General features: G+C 71.6%; 23 protein-coding genes. 14 read left to right on the top strand and 9 right to left on the bottom strand.

The annotated features are described in order from the left end of the window. Window positions 1-43 precede the first annotated feature (43 nt). Window positions 44-1,000 (top strand): methylmalonyl Co-A mutase-associated GTPase MeaB, encoded by a 957-nt coding sequence (meaB, locus tag ACIBCJ_RS18115; RefSeq protein ID WP_362505385.1) that lies wholly within the window; start codon window positions 44-46, stop codon window positions 998-1,000. 371 nt (window positions 1,001-1,371) lie between these two features. Further along, complete coding sequence (locus ACIBCJ_RS18110) at window positions 1,372-2,664, top strand: MFS transporter (RefSeq protein ID WP_365979919.1); 1,293 nt, start codon at window positions 1,372-1,374, stop codon at window positions 2,662-2,664. On the opposite strand, the gene ACIBCJ_RS18105 is transcribed toward ACIBCJ_RS18110, so the two are convergent. After that, window positions 2,598-3,281 carry a PepSY domain-containing protein gene (locus tag ACIBCJ_RS18105; RefSeq protein WP_365979918.1) on the bottom strand — a complete coding sequence of 228 codons (684 nt, stop codon included), beginning with the start codon at window positions 3,279-3,281 and terminating at the stop codon, window positions 2,598-2,600. The two genes, ACIBCJ_RS18110 and ACIBCJ_RS18105, sit on opposite strands and share 67 nt — an antisense overlap. Window positions 3,282-3,404: 123 nt before the next feature. On the opposite strand from ACIBCJ_RS18105, the gene ACIBCJ_RS18100 reads away from it, so the two are divergent. After that, a complete protein-coding gene (locus ACIBCJ_RS18100) occupies window positions 3,405-4,070 on the top strand; it encodes a response regulator transcription factor (RefSeq protein ID WP_362102923.1) in 666 nt (221 codons plus the stop codon). Further along, a complete protein-coding gene (locus ACIBCJ_RS18095) occupies window positions 4,067-5,476 on the top strand; it encodes an ATP-binding protein (RefSeq protein WP_365979917.1) in 1,410 nt (469 codons plus the stop codon). Before ACIBCJ_RS18100 ends, ACIBCJ_RS18095 begins: the two co-directional genes overlap by 4 nt. 49 nt (window positions 5,477-5,525) lie before the next feature. Here the strand turns inward: ACIBCJ_RS18095 and ACIBCJ_RS18090 are convergent, their stop codons facing one another. From ACIBCJ_RS18090 to ACIBCJ_RS18075, 4 genes are all read right to left on the bottom strand, one after another. Next, complete coding sequence (locus ACIBCJ_RS18090) at window positions 5,526-6,002, bottom strand: MarR family winged helix-turn-helix transcriptional regulator (RefSeq protein WP_133887418.1); 477 nt, start codon at window positions 6,000-6,002, stop codon at window positions 5,526-5,528. 101 nt (window positions 6,003-6,103) lie between these two features. After that, complete coding sequence (locus ACIBCJ_RS18085; RefSeq protein WP_362102929.1) at window positions 6,104-6,880, bottom strand: AIM24 family protein; 777 nt, start codon at window positions 6,878-6,880, stop codon at window positions 6,104-6,106. After that, complete coding sequence (locus tag ACIBCJ_RS18080; protein ID WP_133887482.1) at window positions 6,877-7,527, bottom strand: AIM24 family protein; 651 nt, start codon at window positions 7,525-7,527, stop codon at window positions 6,877-6,879. The genes ACIBCJ_RS18085 and ACIBCJ_RS18080 overlap by 4 nt, the downstream gene beginning before the upstream one ends. A gap of 1 nt (window position 7,528) precedes the next feature. After that, window positions 7,529-8,161, bottom strand: coding sequence for an AIM24 family protein (locus tag ACIBCJ_RS18075; RefSeq protein ID WP_362102931.1), 633 nt, complete (start codon window positions 8,159-8,161; stop codon window positions 7,529-7,531). A 184-nt stretch (window positions 8,162-8,345) separates the two neighbouring features. Here ACIBCJ_RS18075 and ACIBCJ_RS18070 point away from each other — a divergent pair, with 184 nt between their 5' ends. The 5 genes from ACIBCJ_RS18070 to ACIBCJ_RS18050 all read left to right on the top strand — a co-directional run bounded on the left by ACIBCJ_RS18070 (window position 8,346) and on the right by ACIBCJ_RS18050 (window position 11,790). After that, window positions 8,346-8,690: a DUF3817 domain-containing protein gene (locus ACIBCJ_RS18070; RefSeq protein WP_362102933.1), complete on the top strand. Its 345-nt coding sequence runs from the start codon at window positions 8,346-8,348 to the stop codon at window positions 8,688-8,690. Next, window positions 8,687-8,980: an MTH1187 family thiamine-binding protein gene (locus tag ACIBCJ_RS18065; RefSeq protein ID WP_362102935.1), complete on the top strand. Its 294-nt coding sequence runs from the start codon at window positions 8,687-8,689 to the stop codon at window positions 8,978-8,980. Before ACIBCJ_RS18070 ends, ACIBCJ_RS18065 begins: the two co-directional genes overlap by 4 nt. A gap of 77 nt (window positions 8,981-9,057) precedes the next feature. Then, a complete protein-coding gene (locus tag ACIBCJ_RS18060) occupies window positions 9,058-9,567 on the top strand; it encodes a MarR family transcriptional regulator (protein WP_362102937.1) in 510 nt (169 codons plus the stop codon). Between the two features lie 87 nt (window positions 9,568-9,654). Then, entirely contained in the window at window positions 9,655-9,996 is a 342-nt protein-coding gene (locus tag ACIBCJ_RS18055) for a DUF3817 domain-containing protein (protein ID WP_362102939.1), read from the top strand. Window positions 9,997-10,089: 93 nt separating this feature from the next. Next, on the top strand, window positions 10,090-11,790 hold the full coding sequence (locus ACIBCJ_RS18050; RefSeq protein ID WP_362505401.1) for a methylmalonyl-CoA mutase family protein: 1,701 nt from the start codon (window positions 10,090-10,092) through the stop codon (window positions 11,788-11,790). Window positions 11,791-11,927: 137 nt separating this feature from the next. Here ACIBCJ_RS18050 and ACIBCJ_RS18045 read toward each other — a convergent pair whose 3' ends face one another. Then, window positions 11,928-12,569: a TetR/AcrR family transcriptional regulator gene (locus ACIBCJ_RS18045; protein WP_365979916.1), complete on the bottom strand. Its 642-nt coding sequence runs from the start codon at window positions 12,567-12,569 to the stop codon at window positions 11,928-11,930. A 252-nt stretch (window positions 12,570-12,821) separates the two neighbouring features. Between ACIBCJ_RS18045 and ACIBCJ_RS18040 the strand changes: the two genes are divergently transcribed. From ACIBCJ_RS18040 to ACIBCJ_RS18025, 4 genes are all read left to right on the top strand, one after another. Continuing rightward, window positions 12,822-13,799 (top strand): tetratricopeptide repeat protein, encoded by a 978-nt coding sequence (locus ACIBCJ_RS18040; RefSeq protein ID WP_365979915.1) that lies wholly within the window; start codon window positions 12,822-12,824, stop codon window positions 13,797-13,799. A 651-nt stretch (window positions 13,800-14,450) separates the two neighbouring features. Beyond that, window positions 14,451-15,083, top strand: coding sequence for a DUF6230 family protein (locus ACIBCJ_RS18035; protein WP_362102947.1), 633 nt, complete (start codon window positions 14,451-14,453; stop codon window positions 15,081-15,083). Between the two features lie 117 nt (window positions 15,084-15,200). After that, window positions 15,201-15,854 carry a DUF6114 domain-containing protein gene (locus ACIBCJ_RS18030; protein WP_362102950.1) on the top strand — a complete coding sequence of 218 codons (654 nt, stop codon included), beginning with the start codon at window positions 15,201-15,203 and terminating at the stop codon, window positions 15,852-15,854. Next, a complete protein-coding gene (locus ACIBCJ_RS18025) occupies window positions 15,844-17,238 on the top strand; it encodes a hypothetical protein (protein WP_365979914.1) in 1,395 nt (464 codons plus the stop codon). The genes ACIBCJ_RS18030 and ACIBCJ_RS18025 overlap by 11 nt, the downstream gene beginning before the upstream one ends. A gap of 102 nt (window positions 17,239-17,340) precedes the next feature. On the opposite strand, the gene pyk is transcribed toward ACIBCJ_RS18025, so the two are convergent. The 3 genes from pyk to pta all read right to left on the bottom strand — a co-directional run bounded on the left by pyk (window position 17,341) and on the right by pta (window position 22,156). Then, entirely contained in the window at window positions 17,341-18,771 is a 1,431-nt protein-coding gene (gene pyk, locus ACIBCJ_RS18020) for a pyruvate kinase (protein WP_362102954.1), read from the bottom strand. Window positions 18,772-18,845: 74 nt separating this feature from the next. Beyond that, the gene (locus tag ACIBCJ_RS18015; protein WP_365979913.1) at window positions 18,846-20,066 is read right to left on the bottom strand and encodes an acetate kinase; all 1,221 of its coding nucleotides are present in this window, start codon (window positions 20,064-20,066) and stop codon (window positions 18,846-18,848) included. Beyond that, a complete protein-coding gene (pta, locus tag ACIBCJ_RS18010; RefSeq protein WP_362102958.1) occupies window positions 20,063-22,156 on the bottom strand; it encodes a phosphate acetyltransferase in 2,094 nt (697 codons plus the stop codon). The genes ACIBCJ_RS18015 and pta overlap by 4 nt, the downstream gene beginning before the upstream one ends. 231 nt (window positions 22,157-22,387) lie before the next feature. On the opposite strand from pta, the gene ACIBCJ_RS18005 reads away from it, so the two are divergent. Next, window positions 22,388-23,413, top strand: coding sequence for an ATP-dependent 6-phosphofructokinase (locus ACIBCJ_RS18005; RefSeq protein ID WP_030187401.1), 1,026 nt, complete (start codon window positions 22,388-22,390; stop codon window positions 23,411-23,413). The last annotated feature ends 72 nt before the right edge of the window (window positions 23,414-23,485 follow it).

Here is a 23,485-nt window from a genome sequence, read left to right as displayed (position 1 = left end):
GAACGTAGCGAAACAGAGCTGAGCGGAGCTGAACGGAGCTGTGATGCAGGACGTCTCCTCACTGGTGGCCCAGGCCCGGGAAGGCCGGCCGCGGGCCGTTGCCCGGCTGATCTCCCTGGTGGAGGGGGCGTCCCCGCAGCTCAGGGAGGTCATGGAGGCCCTCGCACCGCTGACCGGCGGGGCCTACGTGGTCGGTCTGACCGGCTCCCCGGGCGTCGGCAAGTCGACGTCCACCTCGGCGCTGGTGACGGCGTACCGCAAGCAGGGCAAGCGGGTCGGGGTCCTCGCCGTCGACCCGTCCTCCCCCTTCTCCGGCGGCGCGCTGCTCGGCGACCGGGTCCGGATGTCGGAGCACGCCTCCGACCCCGGCGTCTACATCCGCTCCATGGCGACCCGGGGCCACCTGGGCGGCCTCGCCTGGGCTGCGCCGCAGGCGATCCGGGTGCTCGACGCGGCCGGCTGCGACGTGGTCCTCGTCGAGACGGTGGGCGTGGGCCAGTCGGAGGTGGAGATCGCCTCCCAGGCCGACACCTCGGTCGTCCTCCTCGCCCCCGGCATGGGCGACGGCATCCAGGCCGCCAAGGCCGGAATCCTGGAGATCGGCGACGTCTACGTCGTCAACAAGGCCGACCGGGACGGCGCCGACGCCACCGCCCGGGAGCTGAACCACATGCTGGGCCTCGGCGAGGCCCGCGCCGCCGGTGACTGGCGCCCGCCCATCGTCAAGACGGTCGCCGCGCGCGGCGAGGGCGTCGACGAGGTCGTGGAGGCGCTGGAGAAGCACCGGGCGTGGATGGAGGAGCGGGACGTCCTCGCCGAGCGCCGCCGCGCCCGCGCCGCCCGCGAGGTCGAGACGATCGCCGTCACCACGCTGCGCGAGCGCATCGGCGACCTGCACGGCGACCGGCGGCTCGGGGCGCTGGCGGAGCGGATCGTCGGCGGTGAGCTGGATCCCTACGCGGCGGCGGACGAGCTGGTGGCGGGGCTGACGGAGGGGTGAGCGGGGCGGGGCTGCGGTCCGCGGGGACTTCTCCGCCCCCGCCGCCCCTTCCCTTCCCGTCCCTGGGGGCCGTGCCCCCAGACCCCCCTTCGGCCTGAACGGCCCCGTCCTCAGACGCCGGACGGGCTGCGGAGCCTCGGACGGGCTGGGACGCTTCGGGCGGGCTGGGGAGCCTCGGTCGGCTGGAGAGGCCCAGGCGGCTCGGGGGGCTTCGCGCGGGCTGGAAAAAGCCGTGTCGTCGAGCGGGCCGCGCTGTACATTGACCCGCATGTTCCTCCTCTTGGCATAGGGCCCGCCCCGCACGCGACCGCCGCATCCGGCCGTCGCGCGCTTCGGCGTCCCCTTGTTGCCTTCTTCCGAGGAACCCTTCCGTGCCCACGCCCTCGCCGCGGCCCTCGTATGCCGCCGTGCTCCGTGTCCCCCATGCCCGCCGTACCTTCGCCGCCGCCCTCGTCGGCCGGCTGTCGTACGGCACGGTCTCCCTCGCCCTGATGCTCTCCCTGACCCGGTCCACCGGGTCGTACGCCGTGGCCGGCCTGGTCATGGCGCTGTTCGGCGCGACGAGCGTCTTCCTGTCCCCCTACCGCGCCTCCCTCGTCGACCGGCTCGGTCCGCGCCGGGCCCTGCTGCCCATGGCGCTGCTGTACGCCGTCCTGCTCTGCGCGCTGGCGGCGGCCTGCCGGCAACCGGGCACGCCCGAGGCCGTCCTCGCGGTGACCGCCGCCTGCGCCGGAGCCTGCACGCCGCCCCTCGGCCCCACGATGCGGGCGCTGTGGGCGGAACTGCTGCCCGACCGCGCCCTGCTGCAGCGCGCCTACAGCCTGGACGGCGTCGCCGAGGAACTGCTCTTCGTCTCCGGCCCGCTCCTGGTCGGCGGTGTCGTCGCCGTCGCCCCGCCGACCGTCGGGGTCGTGCTGAGCGCGGTGCTGGTGGCGGTCGGCACCCTCGCCTTCGTCACCTCACCGGCGGCCGCCGCGCTGCGTCCGGCGCCACGGCGGAAGGACACCGCCCCCGCGACCCCGGGCGGCACCGGACAGGCTCGGTCCCTGCTCCAGCCCGTCGTCGTCGCCGCGGCCGTCGGCGTCTCGGTGAGCGCCGTCGACCTCCTCGTCGTCGCCTACGCGGGCGAGCGCGACCTCGGGGACGGCGCCGTCGCCTGGGTGCTCGCGGCGCTGTCGGTGGGCAGCGCGGTCGGCGGTCTCGTCAACGGCGCCGTCGCCTGGAGTTCCTCCACCCGGACCAGGCTCCCGTTCTTCGCGGCCGGTCTCGGTGTCTGCCTGGCGGCCGCGGGCCTCACGCCCGGACTCGGCACGCTGCTCCTGGCCGTCATGTGCGCGGGGCTGTTCGTGGCCCCGGCGCTGACCACGGCGTACCTGATCGCCGACGAGAGCGTGGAACCCGGGTTCCGGGTCCGGGCGGGTGCCTGGTGCAACACCGCCGTGAACGCCGGGGGTTCCGCCGGGGCCGCCGCCGTGGGCCTGCTGGTGGAACGGCTGCCCCTGCCGGTGTGCTTCGCGGTGTCCGGCGCGGTCGCCGCGGCGGCGGCACTGGTGCCGGGGCGGCGCCGCGGTCCGGCCCGGTCCGGCACAGGGGCCGCTCAGTCGTCGTCGGAGGTGCCGGAGTCGTCGGCGTCGTCCGCGTCGTCCGCGTCGTCCGAGTCCTGAGAGCCCTGGGCGTCCTGTGCGCGGTCGGCCGTGACCTTGCCGGTCCCCGGGTCGACCCGCCAGTCCCGCCCGTCCTGCCCGTCCTTGCCGGCGGCCCGCGTCTCGACCTCCCAGGCGGGCTTGCCGTCGCCGTGGTGGCCGTCCTCGTCCAGCTCGACGGAGAGGACGGTTCCGTGGCCGGCCGCCGCCTTCGCGGCCTCGGCGGCGTCGACGGAGGTGCCCTTCAGCGCGGCCCGCACCTCGGCCGTGTCGTCCTCGTCGTCGTCCCGCTCCGAGCCGAGGACCTTGCCGGTGGCCGGGTCGACGCGGACGCTGTGCCAGGTGCCGTCGCCGGAGAGGACGTCGACCTCCCAGGCCGCGCGCTCCCGGCCGTCGTCGCCGTCGTCGTCGTCCGAGGCGCCGTCCTCGTCGTCCAGCTCGGCGGCGACGGCGGTGCCCGGGGTGTCCTTGAGGGCGGAGTCGACGGCCTCGGCGGCCGTCACCTTCGCTGCGGCGGCCCCGGAGTCCACCGGCGCCTCGCGCCGGTCGTCGTCCCCCGTCGTAGCCAGCGCCGTCGCCGTACCGCCTCCGATCAGGGCGGCGGCGGTGACGGCGGCGATCACGATGTTGCGCTTCATGCGGTTTCCTCCGAGTCGTCCAGAGTCCAGCGGTTCCGGTGCCTTCACTGTCGTGGACCGACGCTGAGGCCCGGCTGAAGCCGCCTGAAGGGATCTTCAGCCGGGCTTTGCCACTCTTTAGCCATGCGCATCCTGATCGTGGAGGACGAGAAGCGTCTCGCCGTGTCGCTCGCCAAGGGCCTCACCGCGGAGGGGTATGCCGTGGACGTCGTCCACGACGGCCTGGAGGGACTGCACCGGGCGGGCGAGGGGGTGTACGACCTCGTCGTCCTCGACATCATGCTGCCCGGCCTCAACGGCTACCGGGTCTGCGCGGCCCTGCGCGCCGCCGGGCACGACGTGCCGATCCTGATGCTCACCGCCAAGGACGGCGAGTACGACGAGGCCGAGGGCCTGGACACGGGCGCCGACGACTACCTCACCAAGCCCTTCTCCTACGTCGTCCTCGTCGCCCGGGTGAAGGCCCTGCTGCGGCGGGGGCCGGGCGCCGGGTCCCCGCCCGTGCACGTCCACGGCGACCTCAAGGTCGACACCGCCGCCCGCCGGGTCTTCCTCGGCGAGGACGAGGTCACGCTCACCGCCAAGGAGTTCGCCGTCCTGGAGCAGCTCGTGCTGCGGGCCGGGCAGGTGGTGTCCAAGGCGGAGATCCTGGAGCACGTCTGGGACTTCGCCTACGACGGCGACCCCAACATCGTCGAGGTGTACGTCAGCGCGCTGCGACGCAAGCTGCGCGCCGAGCTGATCCGCACCGTGCGCGGCGCCGGCTACCGGCTGGAGACCGGGCGGTGAGCCGCCTCTTCGGCTCGGTCCGGGCGCGTGCCACGCTCGCCGCGACCCTCGTGGTCGCCGTCGCCCTCGTCGCGGCCGGCACCGCCGTACTGCTGTCCCTGCGCTCCAACCTGCTCGGCGAGGCGGGCACCCAGGCGGAGCGCTCGGCGCGGGAGGTGGCGACGGAGCTGGCCGTCGGGACGCCGTACGCGGACCTGTCGCTGGACGTGGACGACCGGCCCGTGCAGGTCGTCGACGAAGACGGCGTGCTGGTCGCCGCCAGCGAGGACCTGGAGCGGATCAGCGGCACCGGCACCGGCGCGGTGAAGCCGCGGCCCGCCGCCGCCCCGAGCGCGGGGGACGACGACGCCGACGACGACTCCGGCGAGTCCCTCGACCCCGGTGAGATCGGCGACCGGATCACCGTCAGCGACGGCTCGGCGACCGTCGACGGGGACACGGAGGACTACCGCTTCGCCGCCGTCCCGGTGGAGACCGACGACCGGGGCCGGCTCACCGTCTACGCCGGCGCCCCGCTGTCCGCCGAACACGGCGCCGTGAACACCGCGCTGACCGTGATGCTGATCGGCTTCCCGCTGCTGCTCGCGGTCGTGGCGTGGGTGACCTGGCTGGTCACCCGGCGTGCGCTGCGCCCGGTGGAGGGCATCCGGCGCGAGATGGCCGCGATCACCGCCAGCGAGGACCTGGCCCGCCGCGTCCCGGTGCCGGGCACCCACGACGAGGTGGCGAGGCTCGCCTCGACCACCAACGAGACGCTCGCCGCGCTGGAGTCCTCGGTGGAGCGGCAGCGCCGGTTCGTCGCGGACGCCTCGCACGAGCTGCGCAGCCCGATCGCCTCGCTGCGCACCCAGCTGGAGGTGGCCGCCGCCCACCCCGAGCTGCTGGACCTCGACGGCGCCGTGGAGGACACCGTCCGGCTCCAGCGGCTCGCCGCAGACCTGCTGCTGCTGGCCAGGCTGGACGCGGGGGAGCGGCCCGCCGACGGCCGGGTCGACCTCACGGCGCTCGCGCGGGAGGCCGCCGAGGGCCGCAGCGGGGTGAGGGTGCGGGGCGAGGCCGCGGTGGAGGTGGCCGGGTCGCGGGGACAGCTGGCGCGGGTGCTGGCCAATCTGCTGGACAACGCCCAGCGGCACGCCCGCCGTGCGGTGGAGGTGTCCGTGCGGCGGGACGGGACGGCGGCGGTGGTCGCCGTGGCCGACGACGGCGAGGGCGTGCCGGCGGCCGACCGGGAGCGGATCTTCGAGCGGTTCGTACGGCTCGACGCCGCCCGCAGCCGGGACGACGGCGGGGCCGGTCTCGGGCTGGCCATCGCCCGCGACGTGGCCGTACGGCACGGCGGCACGCTCACGGTGCACGACGCACCGGCAGGCGGCGCCCGCTTCGAGCTCCGCCTGCCGAGTGCCTAGAGGGAAGGTCTGGAAGGTCCCCGGGGCTCCGCGCCCCCCAGGGGCGTGATCAGGAACGTCCCCGCTGGGTGCGCAGGTGCTCCGCGATGGGCCTGAGCGCCTTGTCCAGCTCCGTCAGGTCCTCCGGGGCCAGCAGGTCGATGAAGTGCCTGCGCACGGAGGCCACGTGGTGCGGCGCGACCTTCCGCATCGTCGCCATGCCGTGCTCGGTCAGCACGGCGAAGAGCCCGCGGCGGTCGGACTCGCAGTTCTCACGCCGGACCAGGTTCGCGTTCTCCATGCGGGTGATCTGGTGGGAGAGGCGGCTCTTGGACTGCATCGTGGCCGTGGCCAGGTCGCTCATCCGCATTCTCTCGCCCTCCGACTCGGAGAGGTTCACCAGGATCTCGTAGTCGTTCATTGTCAGGCCGAACGGCTGCAGGTCCTTCTCGAGCTGGTGCGTCAACAGCCTGTTGACCTCCAGGTGGGTGCGCCAGGCACACTGCTCCGTATCGGTCAGCCAGCGAGTGGCCGTCTCGGTCTCCATGAATGAAGTCTACCTAAAATGTTGAAAGGCGAACTAGTGAGGGGTTTGCCGTGACGGTGACGGTGCGCACGCGTTCGATGTCACACTCCGCAGGTTACCGCTCACAGCCCGAAGCGGCGTTGGAGGTCCCCCAGCTGTCCGGGAAGCCCCGGTACCCCGGAGCGGCCCGCCGGCGCTCCGGGAGCCCCGCCGCCGGGCACCCCCGCCTGCTGCGGAGGAGCCCCCGCGGCCTGCTCCGGCATCAGTGCCTCGCTGGACTGCAGCAGCACCGTCCCCGCGCCCACGAACTCGAACTGGTGCTCCTCCCCGGAGGCCCCGCCGAGCCCCGTCATCGCACGTAGACCGCCCAGGAGGCCGGTCATGTACCCATGGTCGTAGTGGTGGCACGGGGACGGGCAGTCCGCCCAGCCGACCAGGGCCTGGGGGTCGACCCGGATCGGCGGTTCCATGAACACCACCGGACCGTTCGACGCGGCCACGAACTTTCCGGTTCCGATCAGGGTCAGAAAGCCCGGCACGATCGACTGCTTGAGTGCGAGGCTTGGCTGAAAAGCGAGCAAGTTGCCCGAGCGAATGGTCAGATTGCCGTCTTCGAGGTCGTACGAATTCACGTCGAAGGCCCGGTCGGCGAGGAGCATCTTGCCCGAGCCCTCCGCCACGACCCAGTCGCTCGCGTGCAGAGGCGAATGGAACGAGGTGCGCATCAGACGGTCCAGCCGGCCGTGCCCGATCCCGTTGAAATCGATCGTCCCGTAGTAGGCGATCATCTTCCCCTTCTGCAGGAACCACTGGCTGCCCTTGAGCTCCACGCAGAAGGTGTACGCGTTGACGTTGTCGTCGGCCGGCAGCGTCGCCGGGTCGTGGTGGACCGTGCTCACAGCTTCTCCTCCGAGGCCTGGACGAACACCGTGCCGCTGCCGCTCAGCTCCAGCTGGAACGCCTCGCCGGAGCCGCGTCCCACCATGTCCCGCCAGCCCACGGCGGTGGACAGCTTGTTGCGCACGTCGCCGTAGTGGGCGACGTAGGCCTGCGGGTCGACGCGCACCGGCCGCTGCGGGGTGACGGGCACCTCGAAGACGCCGCCGTGGGCCATCACCGCCACCGAGCCGTGGCCCTTGAGGGACGTGGTGAACAGCCCCTGCCCGCTCACCTGGCCCCGCACCATGCCCATGACCCCGCCCTGCGAGCCGAGGAACACGGTGCTCTGCTCCAGGGTGCCCTCGAAGGCGAGGAGACGGTCCGCCTCCACGTACAGGGTGTCGCCCGCGAGGCTGATCACCTGGACGTGGTGGCCGCCGTGCCCGAAGAACACGGTGCCACTGCCCTCTACGGTCATCAGCGGCGTGTCCTCGTTCGCCACCCGGCGGCCGATCATCGACACGATGCCGCCCTGGCCGCCCCGCAGGTTCGGGGTGAAGGACACCTCGCCCTGGTAGGCGAGCATCGCCCCGCGCTGGCTGAACAGCCGCTGCCCCGGCGCGACGGTCGCCCGGACCATCTTGGAATTGATCTCCTCGAAGGCCATCTCACACATCCCCCGCGATCGTGTTCCGCTCGCTCGGCTGCACGTACACCAGTCCGTCGCCCTCGAAGCGGATCTGGAAGGCCTCCCCGCCGCCCTCCCCGAAGAGGGTGCGGAAGGTCACACCCGACTGGAAGGACTGCCGCAGGTTCCCCTGGTGCGCGACGTACGCCCCCGGGTCGACGGTCAGGGGGTACTGCGCGCTGACCCGGAGCACCACCGCGGGGCCGTCCGACATGATCGCGGCCTGCCCGTGCCCCTCGACGGTCGTGGTGAACAGACCGTTGCCCTGCGACGCGCCGCGCGTGCCCGTGAAACTGGTGCCGGTGCGCAGCCCGGCGTCGGCCGCCAGGAAGTTGCTCGACTCGACGTACAGCTTGTCGCCCCGGAGCTCCACCAAAGTGATCTCCGAGGCCCGGTCCGCGAACCAGCAGGTCCCCTGCCCCCTCACCTCCATCACCGTCATCTGCTCGCCGGTGAGCCGCCGGGTCACCATGCCCCGGATGCCCTCACCGCCACCGCTCAGCTTCTTGAAGGTCATCTCCCCGTCGTACGCGACCATCGAGCCGTTCTTCGCCTTCACGGCGTCCCGGGTCATGTCGACGGCGAGGACCTTGCTGCCTTGGAGTCGGAACATCGCCACCTTGTGAAAGTAGCCCCGCCGCGGGTGGACGGAACAGGGCCCACGGGTGGAGAACGACCCTGAGTCCACCCCTGAGGGCACCGTTTGCCACAATGGGCTGACGATTGTGCTTCCGTTCACAAGGCGGAGCGCACGCCGCCCGCGCCGTCAGCGACTCTCTCCCTCTCGAAGGTGACCCGTGGACCTCAAGACCGCCAGCGCCCTCCGCCGACTCCGCCTGGTCTCGGCCCCCGAGGCGATCTCGTTCCTCCTCCTGCTCGTCTGCTCCGTGCTGAAGCGGACCACCGACTTCAACGCGGTGCCGGCGATGGGCATGATCCACGGCGTCCTCTTCGTGCTGTACGTGATCTTCTGGGCGGACGCCTGGAACCGCGCCAAGTGGCCGCTGAGGACGGCCGCCCTCTACTTCGTCCTCTCGGTGCTGCCCACCGGCGGCTTCTTCGCCGAGCGCAAGCTCAAGCGCGAGGCCGAGAACGCGGTCATCGCCACCCGCGCCCGCCAGGAAGGGATCGTCAACGCATGATCGTCGCCTTCTCCGTGACACCGCTCGGCGTCGGCGAGGACGTGGGGGAGTACGTCGCCGACGCGGTCCGGGTGGTCCGCGATTCCGGACTGCCGAACCGCACCGACGCCATGTTCACGTCGGTCGAGGGCGAGTGGGACGAGGTCATGGACGTCGTCCGGCGGGCCGTCGCCGCCGTCGAGGCGCGCGCACCGCGGGTCTCCCTGGTCCTGAAGGCGGACATCCGCCCCGGCGTGACGGACGGCCTCACGTCGAAGGTCGACACCGTCGAGCGGCACCTCGCCGGATGAGCCGCCGGGCGGGGCGGCGGTATCGAAAGGCGAGACGGGGCTGACCGGCATGTGACCGGCCGGTAAGGTCTGTTGCCGTGCCGAAGCCCCTCAGTCTCTCCTTCGATCCCATCGCCCGAGCCGACGAACTCTGGACGCAGCGCTGGGGCGGTGTGCCCTCCATGGCCGCGATCACCTCCGTCATGCGGGCCCAGCAGATCCTGCTCGCCGAGCTGGACGCCGTGGTCAAGCCGTACGGGCTGACGTTCGCGCGGTACGAGGCGCTGGTGCTGCTCACCTTCTCCAAGTCGGGCGAACTGCCGATGTCCAAGATCGGCGAGCGCCTCATGGTGCACCCCACCTCCGTGACGAACACCGTCGACCGGCTGGTGCGGTCCGGCCTGGTGGCCAAGCGCCCCAACCCGAACGACGGCCGCGGCACGCTGGCCACCATCACCGACAAGGGCCGCGAGGTCGTCGAGGCGGCCACCCGCGAGCTGATGGCGATGGACTTCGGCCTGAGCGCGTACGACGCCGAGGAGTGCGGCGAGATCTTCGCGATGCTCAGGCCGCTGCGGGTCGCCGCGGGCGACTTCAAGGAGGACTGAGCAGGGGCGGCCGGGCGGGCCGCGCAACCCGGCGAGTCGCCCGACCCGGTCGAAGATCGCGCGAAACGGACGGCTACGCTCGGAGCCATGAAAAAGAGCGTGCTGACCCGCTACCGGGTCATGGCGTACGTCACCGGTGTGCTGCTGATCGCGCTGTGCCTTGGCATGATCGCCAAGTACGCCCTGGACATGGACGGCGCCGCCGACTACACCCAGGTCGTCAGCATCGCCCACGGCTGGCTGTACGTGATCTACCTCGTCTTCGCCTTCGATCTGGGCTCCAAGGCGAAATGGCCGGTGAAGAAGCAGCTGTGGGTGCTGCTCGCCGGGACCGTTCCGACGGCCGCCTTCTTCGTGGAGCGACGCATCAGCCGCGAGCTGGACGCCAAGGCCGCCGCGACCGGGGCACCCGCCGCCGTCAAGGCGTAAAGGCCCCCTCGGGAGCCGCCCCACCGCCGTGCGTACACCCGTACGGCGGTAGCCCATCGACATTTACTTGGACGTCCTAGTAAATTCGTGGGTATGGACGCTCACGCCATAGAAGAGGGCCGCCTCCGCTGGCAGGCCCGGTACGACGCGGCGCGCAAGCGCGACGCGGACTTCACCACGCTCTCCGGAGACCCCGTGGAGCCGGTGTACGGGCCCCGGCCGGGGGACGAGTACGAGGGCTTCGAGCGGATCGGCTGGCCGGGCGAGTACCCCTTCACCCGCGGCCTGCATCCGACCGGGTACCGAGGGCGTACGTGGACCATCCGGCAGTTCGCCGGGTTCGGCAACGCCGAGCAGACCAACGAGCGCTACAAGATGATCCTCCGCAACGGCGGCGGCGGGCTCTCGGTCGCCTTCGACATGCCGACCCTGATGGGCCGCGACTCCGACGACCCGCGCTCGCTGGGCGAGGTCGGGCACTGCGGGGTGGCCATCGACTCGGCCGCCGACATGGAGGTCCTCTTCAAGGACATCCCGCTCGGCGACGTGACGACCTCCATGACGATCAGCGGGCCCGCGGTGCCCGTGTTCTGCATGTACCTGGTCGCGGCCGAACGCCAGGGCGTCGACGCGTCCGTGCTCAACGGCACGCTGCAGACCGACATCTTCAAGGAGTACATCGCCCAGAAGGAGTGGCTCTTCCAGCCCGAGCCCCACCTGCGGCTCATCGGCGACCTCATGGAGTACTGCGCGGCCGGCATCCCCGCCTACAAGCCGCTCTCGGTCTCCGGCTACCACATCCGCGAGGCCGGGGCGACGGCCGCGCAGGAGCTGGCGTACACGCTCGCCGACGGCTTCGGGTACGTGGAGCTGGGCCTGTCCCGCGGACTGGACGTGGACGTCTTCGCGCCCGGCCTCTCCTTCTTCTTCGACGCGCACCTCGACTTCTTCGAGGAGATCGCCAAGTTCCGCGCGGCCCGGCGCATCTGGGCCCGCTGGATGCGGGACGTGTACGGCGCGAAGACCGACAAGGCGCAGTGGCTGCGCTTCCACACCCAGACCGCCGGTGTCTCGCTGACCGCGCAGCAGCCGTACAACAACGTGGTCCGTACGGCCGTGGAGGCGCTCGCCGCGGTGCTCGGCGGCACCAACTCCCTGCACACCAACGCGCTCGACGAGACCCTCGCGCTGCCCAGCGAGCAGGCCGCGGAGATCGCGCTGCGCACCCAGCAGGTGCTGATGGAGGAGACCGGCGTCGCCAACGTCGCCGACCCGCTGGGCGGTTCCTGGTTCATCGAGCAGCTGACGGACCGCATCGAGGCCGACGCCGAGAAGATCTTCGACCAGATCAAGGAGCGCGGACTGCGCGCCCACCCGGACGGGCAGCACCCCATCGGCCCGGTCACCTCGGGCATCCTGCGCGGCATCGAGGACGGCTGGTTCACCGGTGAGATCGCCGAGTCCGCCTTCCGCTACCAGCAGGCCCTGGAGAAGGACGACAAGAGGGTGGTCGGCGTCAACGTCCACACCGGCTCCGTCACCGGCGACCTGGAGATCCTGCGGGTCAGCCACGAGGTGGAGCGCGAGCAGGTGCGGGTCGTGGGCGAGCGCAAGGCCGCCCGCGACGACGCGGCCGTACGCGGCGCCCTGGACGCCATGCTGGCCGCGGCCCGCTCCGGCGGCAACATGATCGAGCCGATGCTGGACGCGGTGCGGGCGGAGGCGACGCTGGGAGAGATCTGCGGAGTGCTCCGCGACGAGTGGGGGGTGTACACGGAGCCGGCGGGGTTCTGAGCGCGCCGCGTGCCCTCGTGGGTGTCTCCAGGGGGCTCCGCCCCCTGGACCCCCGGGCCTGTCGTGCCCACCCACCACCCGGCTCGGGCGGCCGGGAGATCACCCGTCACAGCCGCCCGACTCGGCCGGTCGCGACGTCACCCGTCACCCTCGGCCGACTCGGCCGGGCGGGAGGTGAGCCCCCACAGCAAGACCTGGGTGAAGCTGCGCACCCAGTCCCCGTTCGCGACCTCCGCGCTGACCAGGGTGCGGTGCACCACCGCCCCCGCGACCATGTCGAAGATCAGGTCCGCGGTGCGGGCCGCCTCCGCGGCGTCCGGCTCCGGCGGCAGCTCCCCCCGGGCCTGGGCCCGCGCCCTGCCTTCCAGCACCAGGCGCTTCTGGCGCTCGACGATCGAGGTGCGGATGCGCTCGCGCAGCGCCTCGTCGCGGGTGGACTCCGCGACCACCGCCATCAGGCCGCTCCGGGCCTCCGGACGGGCCAGGATCGCCGCGAACTGGAGCACCACGCCCTCGATGTCGGCGGCGAGCGAGCCGCGGTCGGGCAGCTCCAGCTCGTCGAAGAGCTCCGCCACCGCGTCCACGACCAGTTCGTTCTTGCCCGCCCAGCGGCGGTAGAGCGTCGTCTTGGCAACCCCGGCCCGGGTGGCGACGTCTCCCAGGGTGAGCTTCGACCAGCCGAGGTCGACCAGGGCGGCCCGCGTCGCGGCCAGGATCGCGGTGTCCGCCGCGGCACTGCGCGGGCGTCCGGCACGGCCGGCGGGGCTGCTGCTCTGCATGCCCCGACCCTAACCGGCGGGTAACACGCGGTCCTTCGTGAGACAGATCACCGGGGCGGGGTGTCGCGAGGAGCCCTCCTGGTATTACGCTACGACGCGTAGCGAAAGCGCGGGACCGTCCGCGCCCAGCGACGACCACGGGCGTGGGGTGGGGACCCGGCGCCGAACAGCACACACGCCGAACAGCACACATCCGGGCGGGCTTTCGACCCGCTTTTCACACGCGCGCGCCGTACGGGGGAGGATAGACCCATGCAGCCACGGAACATGTCCATGAGCGGGGTCGTCGACCTCGCCGCGGTGAAGCAGGCCCAGGAGGCCAAGGCGAAGGCGGAGCAGGCGCGCGCCGAGGCGGCCCGCCACGGGGGCGCGGGAGCCGTCTCCCCGGCCGACCTCGTCATCGACGTCGACGAGGCCGGCTTCGAGAGCGACGTCCTGCAGCGGTCCACCGAGGTCCCGGTCGTCATCGACTTCTGGGCCGAGTGGTGCGAGCCCTGCAAGCAGTTGAGCCCGGTCCTGGAGCGGCTCGCCGTCGAGTACAACGGGCGCTTCCTCCTCGCCAAGATCGACGTCGACGCCAACCAGATGCTGATGCAGCAGTTCGGCGTCCAGGGGATCCCGGCCGTGTTCGCGGTCGTCGCCGGACAGGCGCTGCCCCTCTTCCAGGGGGCCGCGGGCGAGGCGCAGATCCGCCAGACCCTGGACCAGCTGGTGCAGGTCGGCGAGGAGCGCTTCGGGTTGACCGGCCTCGTCGTCGACCCGGAGGCCGAGCCGGGTGCCGCGCAGGCCGCCGCCCCCGAGCGCCCGGCCGGGCCGCACGACGCGGCGCTCGAGGCCGCCGTGCGGGCGCTGGACGCGGGCGACCTGGGCGGTGCCGTCCAGGCGTACAAGAACGTGCTGGCCGAGGAGCCGGGCAACACCGAGGCCAAACTGGGTCTGGCCCAGGCCGAGTTGCTCCAGCGGGTGCAGACCGCCGATCCGCAGAAGGTCCGTCAGGAGGCGGCCGACAACCCGGGCGACGCCCGGGCGCAGATCGCCGCCGCCGACCTGGACCTGGTGGGCGGTCACGTGGAGGACGCCTTCGGACGTCTCATCGACACGGTCCGCGTCACGGCGGGCGACGACCGGGACGCCGTGCGGCTGCGGCTCCTGGAGCTGTTCGAGGTGGTCGGAGCCGAGGACTCGCGGGTGACCGCGGCACGCCGGGCGCTCGCCCGCGCCCTGTTCTAGCCGGCGTCCCAAGTCGGCGTACCGGCCGACCCTTCAAACGCCACCGGCGTGTGGCACCTGTGAAGGAGCTGTCTCAGAGGCGTCACTGCGGCCGCGCTTTACCAAAACTTGGTAATCGCGGCCGCTGTTACTGCCAGTAAGTCAGCAGCGCCGATCTGTCGGACTCTGTCCATCGATCAATAGTTTTGTTCCGCGCATGTGGCATACCCAGCGTCGCCGTTCGGGTTCGATGGGTCGCCCCCCGATCGCGCGGGCGCTACTAGCGAGTAACGAACCCCCTTGTGCCGACGGCGAGAATGCACCACGATCGGCGACGCTCGGTCCATTCCCGTACCCCGACATCCGGTCGGGTCGCGGGGGTTCCTGGGTCCCCACCGAGCAGGGCCGGCGGCAGTGATGCCGGCCTTTGGGCAGGGGGGTCTTCGCTCATCGGCGAAGCCTGTCCAGCAGGGTTGTGCGTGATGCGTGTCAGGCGCGACCAGTGGTTGTCGCTCGGGGGTGATCGCCGGTTATTCGGGCGCGTTGTACGTGCCGCCGAGTGCGGGCGCTCTCCTTCCCGAGGACGTAGCACTTCTCCCATCCCTGCCAGACCGGGCCGCCGAACCGGCGGCCGGCCGAGGCCAGGAGATGTACGTCCGAGAAGGAGGAAATATGGAGTCCCAGGTGCGTGGCGGGACCAGATGGAAGCGGTTCGCCGTGGTGATGGTGCCCAGCGTGGCCGCCACGGCTGCGATAGGCGTCGCGCTCGCGCAGGGCGCTCTCGCCGCGTCGTTCAGCGTGTCGGGCCAGTCGTTCAAGGTGACGGCTGACCAGCTCGACGGCACCGGCTTTATGCAGTACGGCGCGATCGACTCGGGTTACACGCTGAAGGGCGAGAAGACGGCTCACCCCGTCGCGGTCTCGGCGTTCAAGTCCGCGTCGATCCAGAACATGTGCCAGTCCGTGGTCACCCCGGACATCCCGCTGATCGGCTCCGTCAGCCTCATGCTGAAGGCGGGCGGCGGCGACAAGCCGGTCGAGGCCGACAACCTGTACATCGACGTCGAGGACCTCTCGGCCGATGCCACGTTCCGCGGCATCGACATCGGTGTGGCCGCCAAGGACGCCGACAAGGGTCCCGGCATCAAGAAGGGCGACACCACCAACCCGTACGGGTTCTCGCAGCAGGCCGACTCGGCCACGCTGAAGAACGTGAAGCAGACGGCGTGGGCCACCACCGCCGGAACCTTCAAGCTCAGCGGTCTGAAGATGTCGCTGTCCAAGGGTGTCAAGGAGTGCTACTAAGCACTCCTTGACGGGCGGGGGAGCCGACGGCGCCCCCGCCCGTCCCCTCTCCGGCCGCGCCTTCACGCCCGGCCCACATCTCCACCACAGCAAAGCCGTACCAGGGAGCTGTTTTCCATGAGCGCCGAGACTCCTGCCGCCGCCGGCCAGTTCACCCGCCGCAGGCTGCAGTTCCGCGCCTGGCGAGGCGCGCGGCCGTTCTGGGCCGGCCTGTTCGTCGCGCTCGGCGGACTCCCCATCGCCTACTTCCCGTACGCGAACCTCCAGATCGGTCACCTGACGCTGGCGATGTCCACCACCGCGGGCGCCGGGTCCCTGATCATCGGCGTGCTGCTGGTCGTCCTGGGCATCAGCCTGTGGTTCCAGAAGCACGTCCGGGTGTTCGCGGGCGTCGCGGCGATCCTGCTGGCGCTGGTGTCCATCCCCGTGTCCAACCTCGGCGGCTTCCTCATCGGCTTCCTGCTCGCGCTGGTCGGCGGGGCCATGGCGGTCTCCTGGGTGCCGGGCGAACCGCCGCGGACCGAGCCGCCGCTGGAGGGCAAGGGGGCGGACGACGCGCCCCAGGGCGTGGTCCCCCGCGCCGCTGCCGACGACACCGCGTTCCCCGGCTTCCCGGGGTCCGGGAAGCATGCGGCCGACCCCACGGTGCCGGGGCCGCGCGGCGGGGTGGACGACGGGAAGCCCTCCCAGGCCTTCATGGCTCCGGGGGCGCACGATCTGTCAGGAACGAGCCCGGCCAACGGGGCGAACGGGAGGCACAGTGCCGGCTGACGAGGTGACCCGCGGGACTGACGTGGAGTCGTCCCGTGTGAGAACCGGGCCGCGCCACGCGGCACCCAAGAAGCCGTTGTTCACCAGGTTCCACATGCCGGCCGGCAAGGCGATAGCCATCGCGGCGATGCCCACGGCCGTCCTCATGGGAATGGGGTTCACGCCGACGCTCGCCCTCGCCGACGGCAACGACACGGCGCCGCCCTCCAACAGCCTGACGGCCGACGAGTACAAGGACTGCGTGGCGGCCCTGGAGGACGCCGAGAAGGACCCGTCCGAGTCGCCCACCCCGTCGCCCTCGGCGACCGACGAGGCCGGCAAGGACGACGAGGGCAAGGACGACGCGAAGGAGCCCGACCCCTCGGCCTCCACCGGGGACGCGGGCGAGGACGCCGGCACGGACCAGGACGACTCCTCTTCGTCGGATTCAGGTTCCGACGACAAGGGCGCCAAGGACGAGCAGGACGCCCCCGCCCCGAGCCCCTCCGCCTCGCAGAGCCAGGAGCCTTCCGGCTCGACCGCGACGCCGTCCCCCTCCGAGTCCGAGGAGAAGGGCGGGTTGCTGGACGGCCTCGGCGACGCCATCGAGGGCATCTTCACCGGCGGCAAGAAGGCCGAGGACAGCCCGAGCCCGACGCCGACCCCCTCGGCGTCCGAGGGTGCGGACGACGCGGCCGGCGCGGTGAAGGACACGGCCGACAAGGTCACCGGCACCGTCGAGGACACCGTCGAGGGCGCGACCGACGCGGCGTCGAAGGCGGCCGAGGACACCGGCGAGACGGTGGACGAGGCGGCCAGGGAGGCGGCCGAGAAGGCCGAGGAGGACGCGGCGAAGGCGACGGACGAGGCCACCGCCACGCCGAGCCCCAGCGCCTCCGAGAGCGCCGACGAGGCCGGCAAGGACGCCGACGGCTGCCCGGTCGCCACCGACGACGAGGGCGGCGTCGACAACAAGGTGCCGCTGCCCGACGACCCCTGGTACCTCAACGCCAGCTCGCTGACGCTGAAGGGCGCCTCCTACAAGGGCGTCGTCGAGGTGAAGACGGCCAACGGCACCACCAAGAAGGTGCTGAAGTACGTCATATCCAACGGCACCGACATCGGCGACCTGCACCAGACGGTGAAGGACAAGCAGGCCGGCAAGACGTACCACGTGCAGGCGGCCGAGGGCTCCACGTCCACGATCCGCGACGGTGAGACGGTGATGTACACCGAGAGCATCTCGGGCAACCTGCTCGGGCTGATCCCGATCACCTTCGACCCGGAGAACCCGCCGCCGCTGGACATCCCGCTGATCTACTTCACCAAGGTGACGGTCGTCCAGGCCGGACAGTTCGGCGGCACGCTCCACATCCCGGGGCTGCACCAGTACACGACGGACTGACGCGTCCGTCCCCGGCCGGGAGCCCGCGCAACGCCCGAGGGCGCCCCCTGCGACACAGGGGGCGCCCTCGGCGCCGTACGGAGGCCCTGCGGGCCGGTGGGGTCAGTCGCGCCGGGTCTCGCCCAGGTGGAGCACCCGCACCATGTTGGTGGTGCCGGGCACGCCGGGAGGCGAACCGGCGGTGATCACCACGATGTCGCCGTCGTTGAACCGGCCGAGGCGGGCCGTCTCCTGGTCCACCAGGTCCACCATCTCGTCGGTGGAGTTCACGAACGGCACCACGTGCGGCTCCACGCCCCAGCTGAGCGCCAGCTGGTTGCGGGTCGACTCGTCGGTGGTGAAGGCGAGGATCGGCTGGGCCGCGCGGTAGCGGGAGAGCCTGCGGGCGGTGTCGCCGGACTGGGTGAAGGCGACCAGGCCCTTGCCGCCCAGGAAGTCGGCGATCTCGGCGGCGGCGCGGGCCACCGAACCGCCCTGCGTGCGCGGCTTCTTGCCCGGCACCAGCGGCTGCAGGCCCTTGGCCAGCAGCTCCTGCTCGGCCGCGGTGACGATCTTCGACATCGTCTTGACGGTCTCGATCGGGTACGCGCCCACGCTCGACTCCGCCGACAGCATGACCGCGTCGGCGCCGTCCAGGATCGCGTTGGCCACGTCGGAGGCCTCGGCGCGGGTCGGACGGGAGTTGGTGATCATCGACTCCATCATCTGGGTCGCCACGATCACCGGCTTGGCGTTGCGCCGGCACAGCTCGATCAGGCGCTTCTGCACCATGGGGACCTTCTCGAGCGGATACTCGACGGCCAGGTCGCCGCGGGCGACCATGACGGCGTCGAAGGCCGCGACGACGTCCTCCATGTTCTCCACCGCCTGCGGCTTCTCCACCTTGGCGACGACGGGGACCCGGCGGCCCTCCTCGTCCATCACGCGGTGGACGTCGGCCACGTCCTTGGCGTCCCGCACGAAGGAGAGGGCGACCAGGTCGCAGCCCATCCGCAGCGCGAACCGCAGGTCCTCGACGTCCTTCTCGCTCAGCGCGGGCACGTTGACCGCCGCGCCGGGCAGGTTGATGCCCTTGTGGTCGGAGATGACGCCGCCCTCGATGACGATCGTCTTCACCCGGGGGCCCTCGACCTCGGTGACCTTCAGCTCGACGTTGCCGTCGTTGATGAGCACCTGGTCGCCCTTGGTGACGTCACCGGGCAGGCCCTTGTACGTCGTGCCGCAGATCGTCCTGTCGCCCGGGACGTCCTCGGTGGTGATGGTGAACTCGTCACCGCGCACCAGCTCGACGGGGCCCTCCGCGAAGGTCTCCAGGCGGATCTTCGGGCCCTGCAGGTCGGCGAGGACACCGATGGCCCGGCCGGTCTCCTTGGCGGCGGCCCGCACCCGGTCGTAACGACCCTGGTGCTCGGCGTGGGTGCCGTGGCTGAAGTTGAAGCGGGCCACGTTCATGCCGGCTTCGATCAGCGAGACGAGCTGCTCGTGGGAGTCGACCGCGGGGCCGAGAGTACAGACGATTTTGGAACGGCGCATGGGTGCCATCCTATCGGTTTGTTTCGGCGCGGAATATTCCGTCTGGCGGAAAATACAAAAGGGCGGGACGCCGCTCAGGTGAGATCGGGATTCCCGGAATCAATTACCAGTGCGTAACTCTGCGCGGCGATCTCCATTTCCTCGTCCGTGGGCACCACCGCCACCGCCACCCGCGCGTCCGCGGGCGAGATCATCCTGGCCCCGTCGCCGCGTACGGCGTTCAGCGCGCCGTCGACCGCCAGGCCGAGCCCCTCCAGCCCCGCCACGGCCGCCTCGCGCACCGGTGCCGAGTTCTCCCCGACCCCGGCCGTGAACGCCACGGCGTCCACCCGCCCGAGAACGGCGTAATAGGCGCCGATGTACTTCTTGAGCCGGTGAATGTAGATGTCGAAGGCCAGCCGCGCCCGCTCGTCACCGGAGTCGACCCGGCGGCGGATCTCCCGCATGTCGTTGTCGCCGCACAGTCCGATCAGACCGCTCCTCTTGTTGAGGAGAGTGTCGATCTCGTCGGCGGACATTTCACCAACGCGCATCAAATGGAAGATGACGGCCGGGTCCATGTCTCCCGAGCGCGTACCCATCACGAGCCCCTCCAAAGGCGTCAGCCCCATGGAGGTGTCCACGCACCGGCCGCCCCGCACCGCCGAGGCGGACGCCCCGTTGCCCAGGTGCAGCACGATCACGTTGACGTCCTCGGGCGCCCGGCCCAGCAGCCGGGCGGTCTCGCGGGAGACGTACGCGTGCGAGGTGCCGTGGAAGCCGTAGCGCCGGATGCGGTGGGCGTCGGCGGTCTCGACGTCGATCGCGTAGCGGGCCGCGGACTCCGGCATCGTCGTGTGGAAGGCGGTGTCGAACACGGCGACCTGCGGCAGGTCCGGGCGCAGCTCCTGCGCGGTGCGGATGCCGGTGAGGTTGGCCGGGTTGTGCAGCGGGGCGACCGGGATGAGCCGCTCGATCTCGGCGAGCACGGCGTCGTCGATCACCGTCGGCTCGGTGAAGTGCTTCCCGCCGTGCACCACCCGGTGACCGATGGCGGCCAGCTCGGCGGAGTCCAGGCCGAGGCCGTCCTTGGCCAGCTCGGCCGCCACGGCCTTCAGCGCCGCCTCGTGATCGGGCACGGCCCCGTTCCACTCGCGGCTCTCGCCGCCGGCCGGGGTGTGCTTCAGGCGCGCGGCCTCCTCGCCGATCCGTTCGACGAGGCCCACGGCGAGGCGTTCCCCGTCGTGCATGTCGATCAGCTGGTACTTCACCGACGAGGAGCCGGAGTTCAGGACGAGGACACGGGTGCCGCTCACAGGTCGGACGCCTTTTCGCTGGGGGACTGCTGGGCCTGAATCGCCGTGATGGCGACGGTGTTGACGATGTCCTGCACGAGCGCGCCCCGGGACAGGTCGTTGACCGGCTTGCGCAGACCCTGGAGCACCGGGCCCACCGCGATGGCGCCCGCCGAGCGCTGCACCGCCTTGTAGGTGTTGTTGCCGGTGTTCAGGTCGGGGAAGATCAGCACGCTGGCCTGTCCGGCGACCGCCGAGCCCGGCAGCTTGGTGGCGGCGACCGACGGTTCGACCGCCGCGTCGTACTGGATCGGCCCCTCGATGCTGAGGTCCGGGCGGCGCGAGCGGACCAGCTCGGTCGCCTCGCGCACCTTGTCGACGTCCGCGCCGGAGCCGGAGGTGCCGGTCGAGTACGACAGCATCGCGATCCGCGGCTCCACGCCGAAGCGCGCCGCCGTCGCCGCCGACTGGGTCGCGATGTCGGCGAGCTGCTCCGCGTCCGGGTCCGGGTTGACCGCGCAGTCGCCGTAGACCAGCACCTTGTCGGCCAGGCACATGAAGAAGACGGAGGAGACGATGGCCGCGTCCGGCTTGGTCTTGATGATCTCGAAGGCGGGCCGGATGGTCGCCGCCGTGGAGTGCACGGACCCCGAGACCATGCCGTCGGCGAACCCCTCCTGCACCATCAGCGTGCCGAAGTAGTTCACGTCGCTGACCACGTCGTACGCCAGTTCCACGGTCACGCCCTTGTGGGCGCGCAGGGCGGCGTACTTCTCCGCGAAGGTGTCGCGCAGCTCGCTCGCCGCCGGGTCGATCAGCTCGGCGCCGGCGAGGTCGATGCCCAGGTCGGCGGCCTTCTTGCGGATCTGCTCGGCCGGGCCCAGCAGCGTCAGCTCGCACACGCCGCGGCGCAGCAGTACCTCCGCGGCGTGCAGCACCCGCTCCTCGGTGCCCTCCGGCAGGACCACCCGGCGCAGGTCGGAGCGGGCCTGTTCGAGGAGCTTGTGCTCGAACATCATCGGCGTGACACGGTCGCTGCTGGGCGCCGAGACCCGCTGGTTCAGCTCGGCGGTGTCCACGTACCGCTCGAAGAGGCCGAGGGCCGTCTCCGCCTTGCGCGGGGTGGCCGCACCCAGCTTGCCCTCCAGGGAGAACAGGCGCTCGGCGGTGGGGAAGCTGTTGCCGGTCACCGAGAGCACCGGCGTGCCGGGGGCCAGCCGGTCGGCGAGCTTGAGGATGCCCTCGCCCGGCACCTCGTTCAGGGTCAGCAGCACACCCGCTATCGGCGGGGTCCCGGCGCTGTGCGCGGCCAGCGTGCCGATCACCAGGTCGGCACGGTCGCCGGGCGTGATGACCAGGCAGCCCGGGGTCAGCGCGGCCAGCAGGTTGGGGAGCATGGCCCCGCCGAAGACGAAGTCCAGCGCGTCGCGGGCCAGCCCGGAGTCGTCGCCGAGGACGATCTCGGCGCCCAGGGCGTGCGCGATCTGCGAGACCGTCGGCGCGGACAGGGCGGGCTCGTCCGGCACCACCCAGCACGGCACCGGCAGCCGGTGCGCGAGCCGCTCGGCGATCTCGTCCCGGTCCTCGCGCGCGACCCGGTTGGTCACCATGGCGAGGACGTCGCAGCCCAGGCCGTCGTAGGCGCGGAAGGCGTTGTGCGTCTCGGCCAGTACCGACTCGGCACTCTGCCTGCGGCCCCCGACCACGGGCAGGACCGAGGCACCGAACTCGTTGGCCAGCCGCGCGTTCAGCGACAGCTCGTCCGGGAACTGGGTGTCGGCGTAGTCGGTGCCCAGGACGAGGACGACGTCGTAGTCCCGCGCCACCAGGTGGAACCGGTCGACCAGCGCGGAGACCAGCTCGTCCACGCCCTGCTCGGCCTGGAGCAGGGAGGCCTCCTGGTAGTCCATGCCGTAGAGCGTCGCCGGGTCCTGCGAGAGCCGGTAGCGGGCGCGCAGCAGCTCGAAGAGCCGGTCGGGCCCGTCGTGGACCAGGGGGCGGAAGACGCCGACCCGGTCGACCTGCCGGGTCAGGAGTTCCATCACCCCCAGCTCGACGACCTGGCGGCCGTCGCCGCGGTCGATACCGGTCACGTACACGCTGCGCGTCACGCGTGCTCTCCGTTTCGTTCGGTCCGTCGTGCTGAGCGTCTGTCGGGGTGGGTTCCGTCGGTGCGGGCGGTCGTCGGGTGGGCGTTTTGTCGGGGGTGCGGAACCCTCTTGACAGTACCTCCGGCCGCGGATAAGGCGCCCGTCAACGTCCGACGTCGTCCACCGCCGTCCGGGCCGTGGAACAATTGGACCGGCTCACCGGTGTCAACAGCGAGCAGGAGACACAGCACGATGCGTATCGGAGTTCTCACCGCAGGCGGCGACTGCCCCGGCCTGAACGCAGTGATCCGGTCGGTCGTGCACCGAGCGGTCGACAACTACGGCGACGAGGTCATCGGCTTCGAGGACGGCTACGCCGGACTGCTGGACGGCCGGTACCGCACCCTCGACCTCAACGCGGTCAGCGGCATCCTCGCCCGCGGCGGCACCATCCTCGGCTCCTCCCGCCTGGAGCGCGACCGGCTCCGCGAGGCCTGCGAGAACGCCGGCGACATGATCCAGAACTTCGGCATCGACGCCCTGATCCCGATCGGCGGCGAGGGCACCCTCACGGCCGCCCGGATGCTGTCCGACGCGGGTCTCCCGGTCGTCGGTGTGCCGAAGACCATCGACAACGACATCTCCTCCACCGACCGCACCTTCGGCTTCGACACCGCCGTCGGCGTCGCCACGGAGGCGATGGACCGCCTCAAGACCACCGCCGAGTCCCACCAGCGCGTGATGGTGGTCGAGGTCATGGGCCGGCACGCCGGCTGGATCGCCCTGGAGTCCGGCATGGCCGCCGGCGCCCACGGCATCTGCCTGCCCGAGCGGCCCTTCGACCCCGCCGACCTGGTGAAGATGGTCGAGGAGCGCTTCGCGCGCGGCAAGAAGTTCGCCGTCGTCTGCGTCGCCGAGGGCGCCCACCCCGCGGAGGGCTCCATGGACTACGGCAAGGGCGCCATCGACAAGTTCGGTCACGAGCGCTTCCAGGGCATCGGCACCGCGCTCGCCTTCGAGCTGGAGCGCAGGCTCGGCAAGGAGGCCAAGCCGGTCATCCTCGGCCACGTCCAGCGCGGCGGCGTGCCCACCGCGTACGACAGGGTGCTCGCCACCCGCTTCGGCTGGCACGCGGTGGAGGCCGCGCACCGGGGCGACTTCGGCCGGATGACGGCGCTGCGCGGCACGGACGTCGTGATGGTGCCGCTGGCGGAGGCCGTCACCGAGCTGAAGACGGTGCCGAAGGACCGGATGGACGAGGCGGAGTCGGTCTTCTAGAGGCCCGCTGCCTTCCCGGTCGGCTGCCTGGCCGCCTTCCCGGCCGGGCTGGGGACCGCTTTCCCGGTCGCG

Origin of the sequence: Streptomyces sp. NPDC051136, from assembly GCF_044455745.1 — a bacterium.
Lineage (GTDB): Bacteria > Actinomycetota > Actinomycetes > Streptomycetales > Streptomycetaceae > Streptomyces.
The sequence above is the reverse complement of the archived record's forward strand: the minus strand, read 5'-3'. Positions and strand labels throughout refer to the sequence as shown.

Bases quoted from the DNA above. Each gene is read 5' to 3' on its own strand.
- meaB (WP_362505385.1), top strand. From the start codon at position 44: ATGCAGGACGTCTCCTCACTGGTGGCCCAGGCCCGGGAAGGCCGGCCG.
- ACIBCJ_RS18105 (WP_365979918.1), bottom strand. From the start codon at position 3,281: ATGAAGCGCAACATCGTGATCGCCGCCGTCACCGCCGCCGCCCTGATC.
- ACIBCJ_RS18100 (WP_362102923.1), top strand. From the start codon at position 3,405: ATGCGCATCCTGATCGTGGAGGACGAGAAGCGTCTCGCCGTGTCGCTC.
- ACIBCJ_RS18090 (WP_133887418.1), bottom strand. From the start codon at position 6,002: ATGGAGACCGAGACGGCCACTCGCTGGCTGACCGATACGGAGCAGTGT.
- ACIBCJ_RS18080 (WP_133887482.1), bottom strand. From the start codon at position 7,527: ATGGCCTTCGAGGAGATCAATTCCAAGATGGTCCGGGCGACCGTCGCG.
- ACIBCJ_RS18075 (WP_362102931.1), bottom strand. From the start codon at position 8,161: ATGTTCCGACTCCAAGGCAGCAAGGTCCTCGCCGTCGACATGACCCGG.
- ACIBCJ_RS18065 (WP_362102935.1), top strand. From the start codon at position 8,687: ATGATCGTCGCCTTCTCCGTGACACCGCTCGGCGTCGGCGAGGACGTG.
- ACIBCJ_RS18055 (WP_362102939.1), top strand. From the start codon at position 9,655: ATGAAAAAGAGCGTGCTGACCCGCTACCGGGTCATGGCGTACGTCACC.
- ACIBCJ_RS18050 (WP_362505401.1), top strand. From the start codon at position 10,090: ATGGACGCTCACGCCATAGAAGAGGGCCGCCTCCGCTGGCAGGCCCGG.
- ACIBCJ_RS18045 (WP_365979916.1), bottom strand. From the start codon at position 12,569: ATGCAGAGCAGCAGCCCCGCCGGCCGTGCCGGACGCCCGCGCAGTGCC.
- ACIBCJ_RS18040 (WP_365979915.1), top strand. From the start codon at position 12,822: ATGCAGCCACGGAACATGTCCATGAGCGGGGTCGTCGACCTCGCCGCG.
- ACIBCJ_RS18035 (WP_362102947.1), top strand. From the start codon at position 14,451: ATGGAGTCCCAGGTGCGTGGCGGGACCAGATGGAAGCGGTTCGCCGTG.
- ACIBCJ_RS18030 (WP_362102950.1), top strand. From the start codon at position 15,201: ATGAGCGCCGAGACTCCTGCCGCCGCCGGCCAGTTCACCCGCCGCAGG.
- pyk (WP_362102954.1), bottom strand. From the start codon at position 18,771: ATGCGCCGTTCCAAAATCGTCTGTACTCTCGGCCCCGCGGTCGACTCC.
- ACIBCJ_RS18005 (WP_030187401.1), top strand. From the start codon at position 22,388: ATGCGTATCGGAGTTCTCACCGCAGGCGGCGACTGCCCCGGCCTGAAC.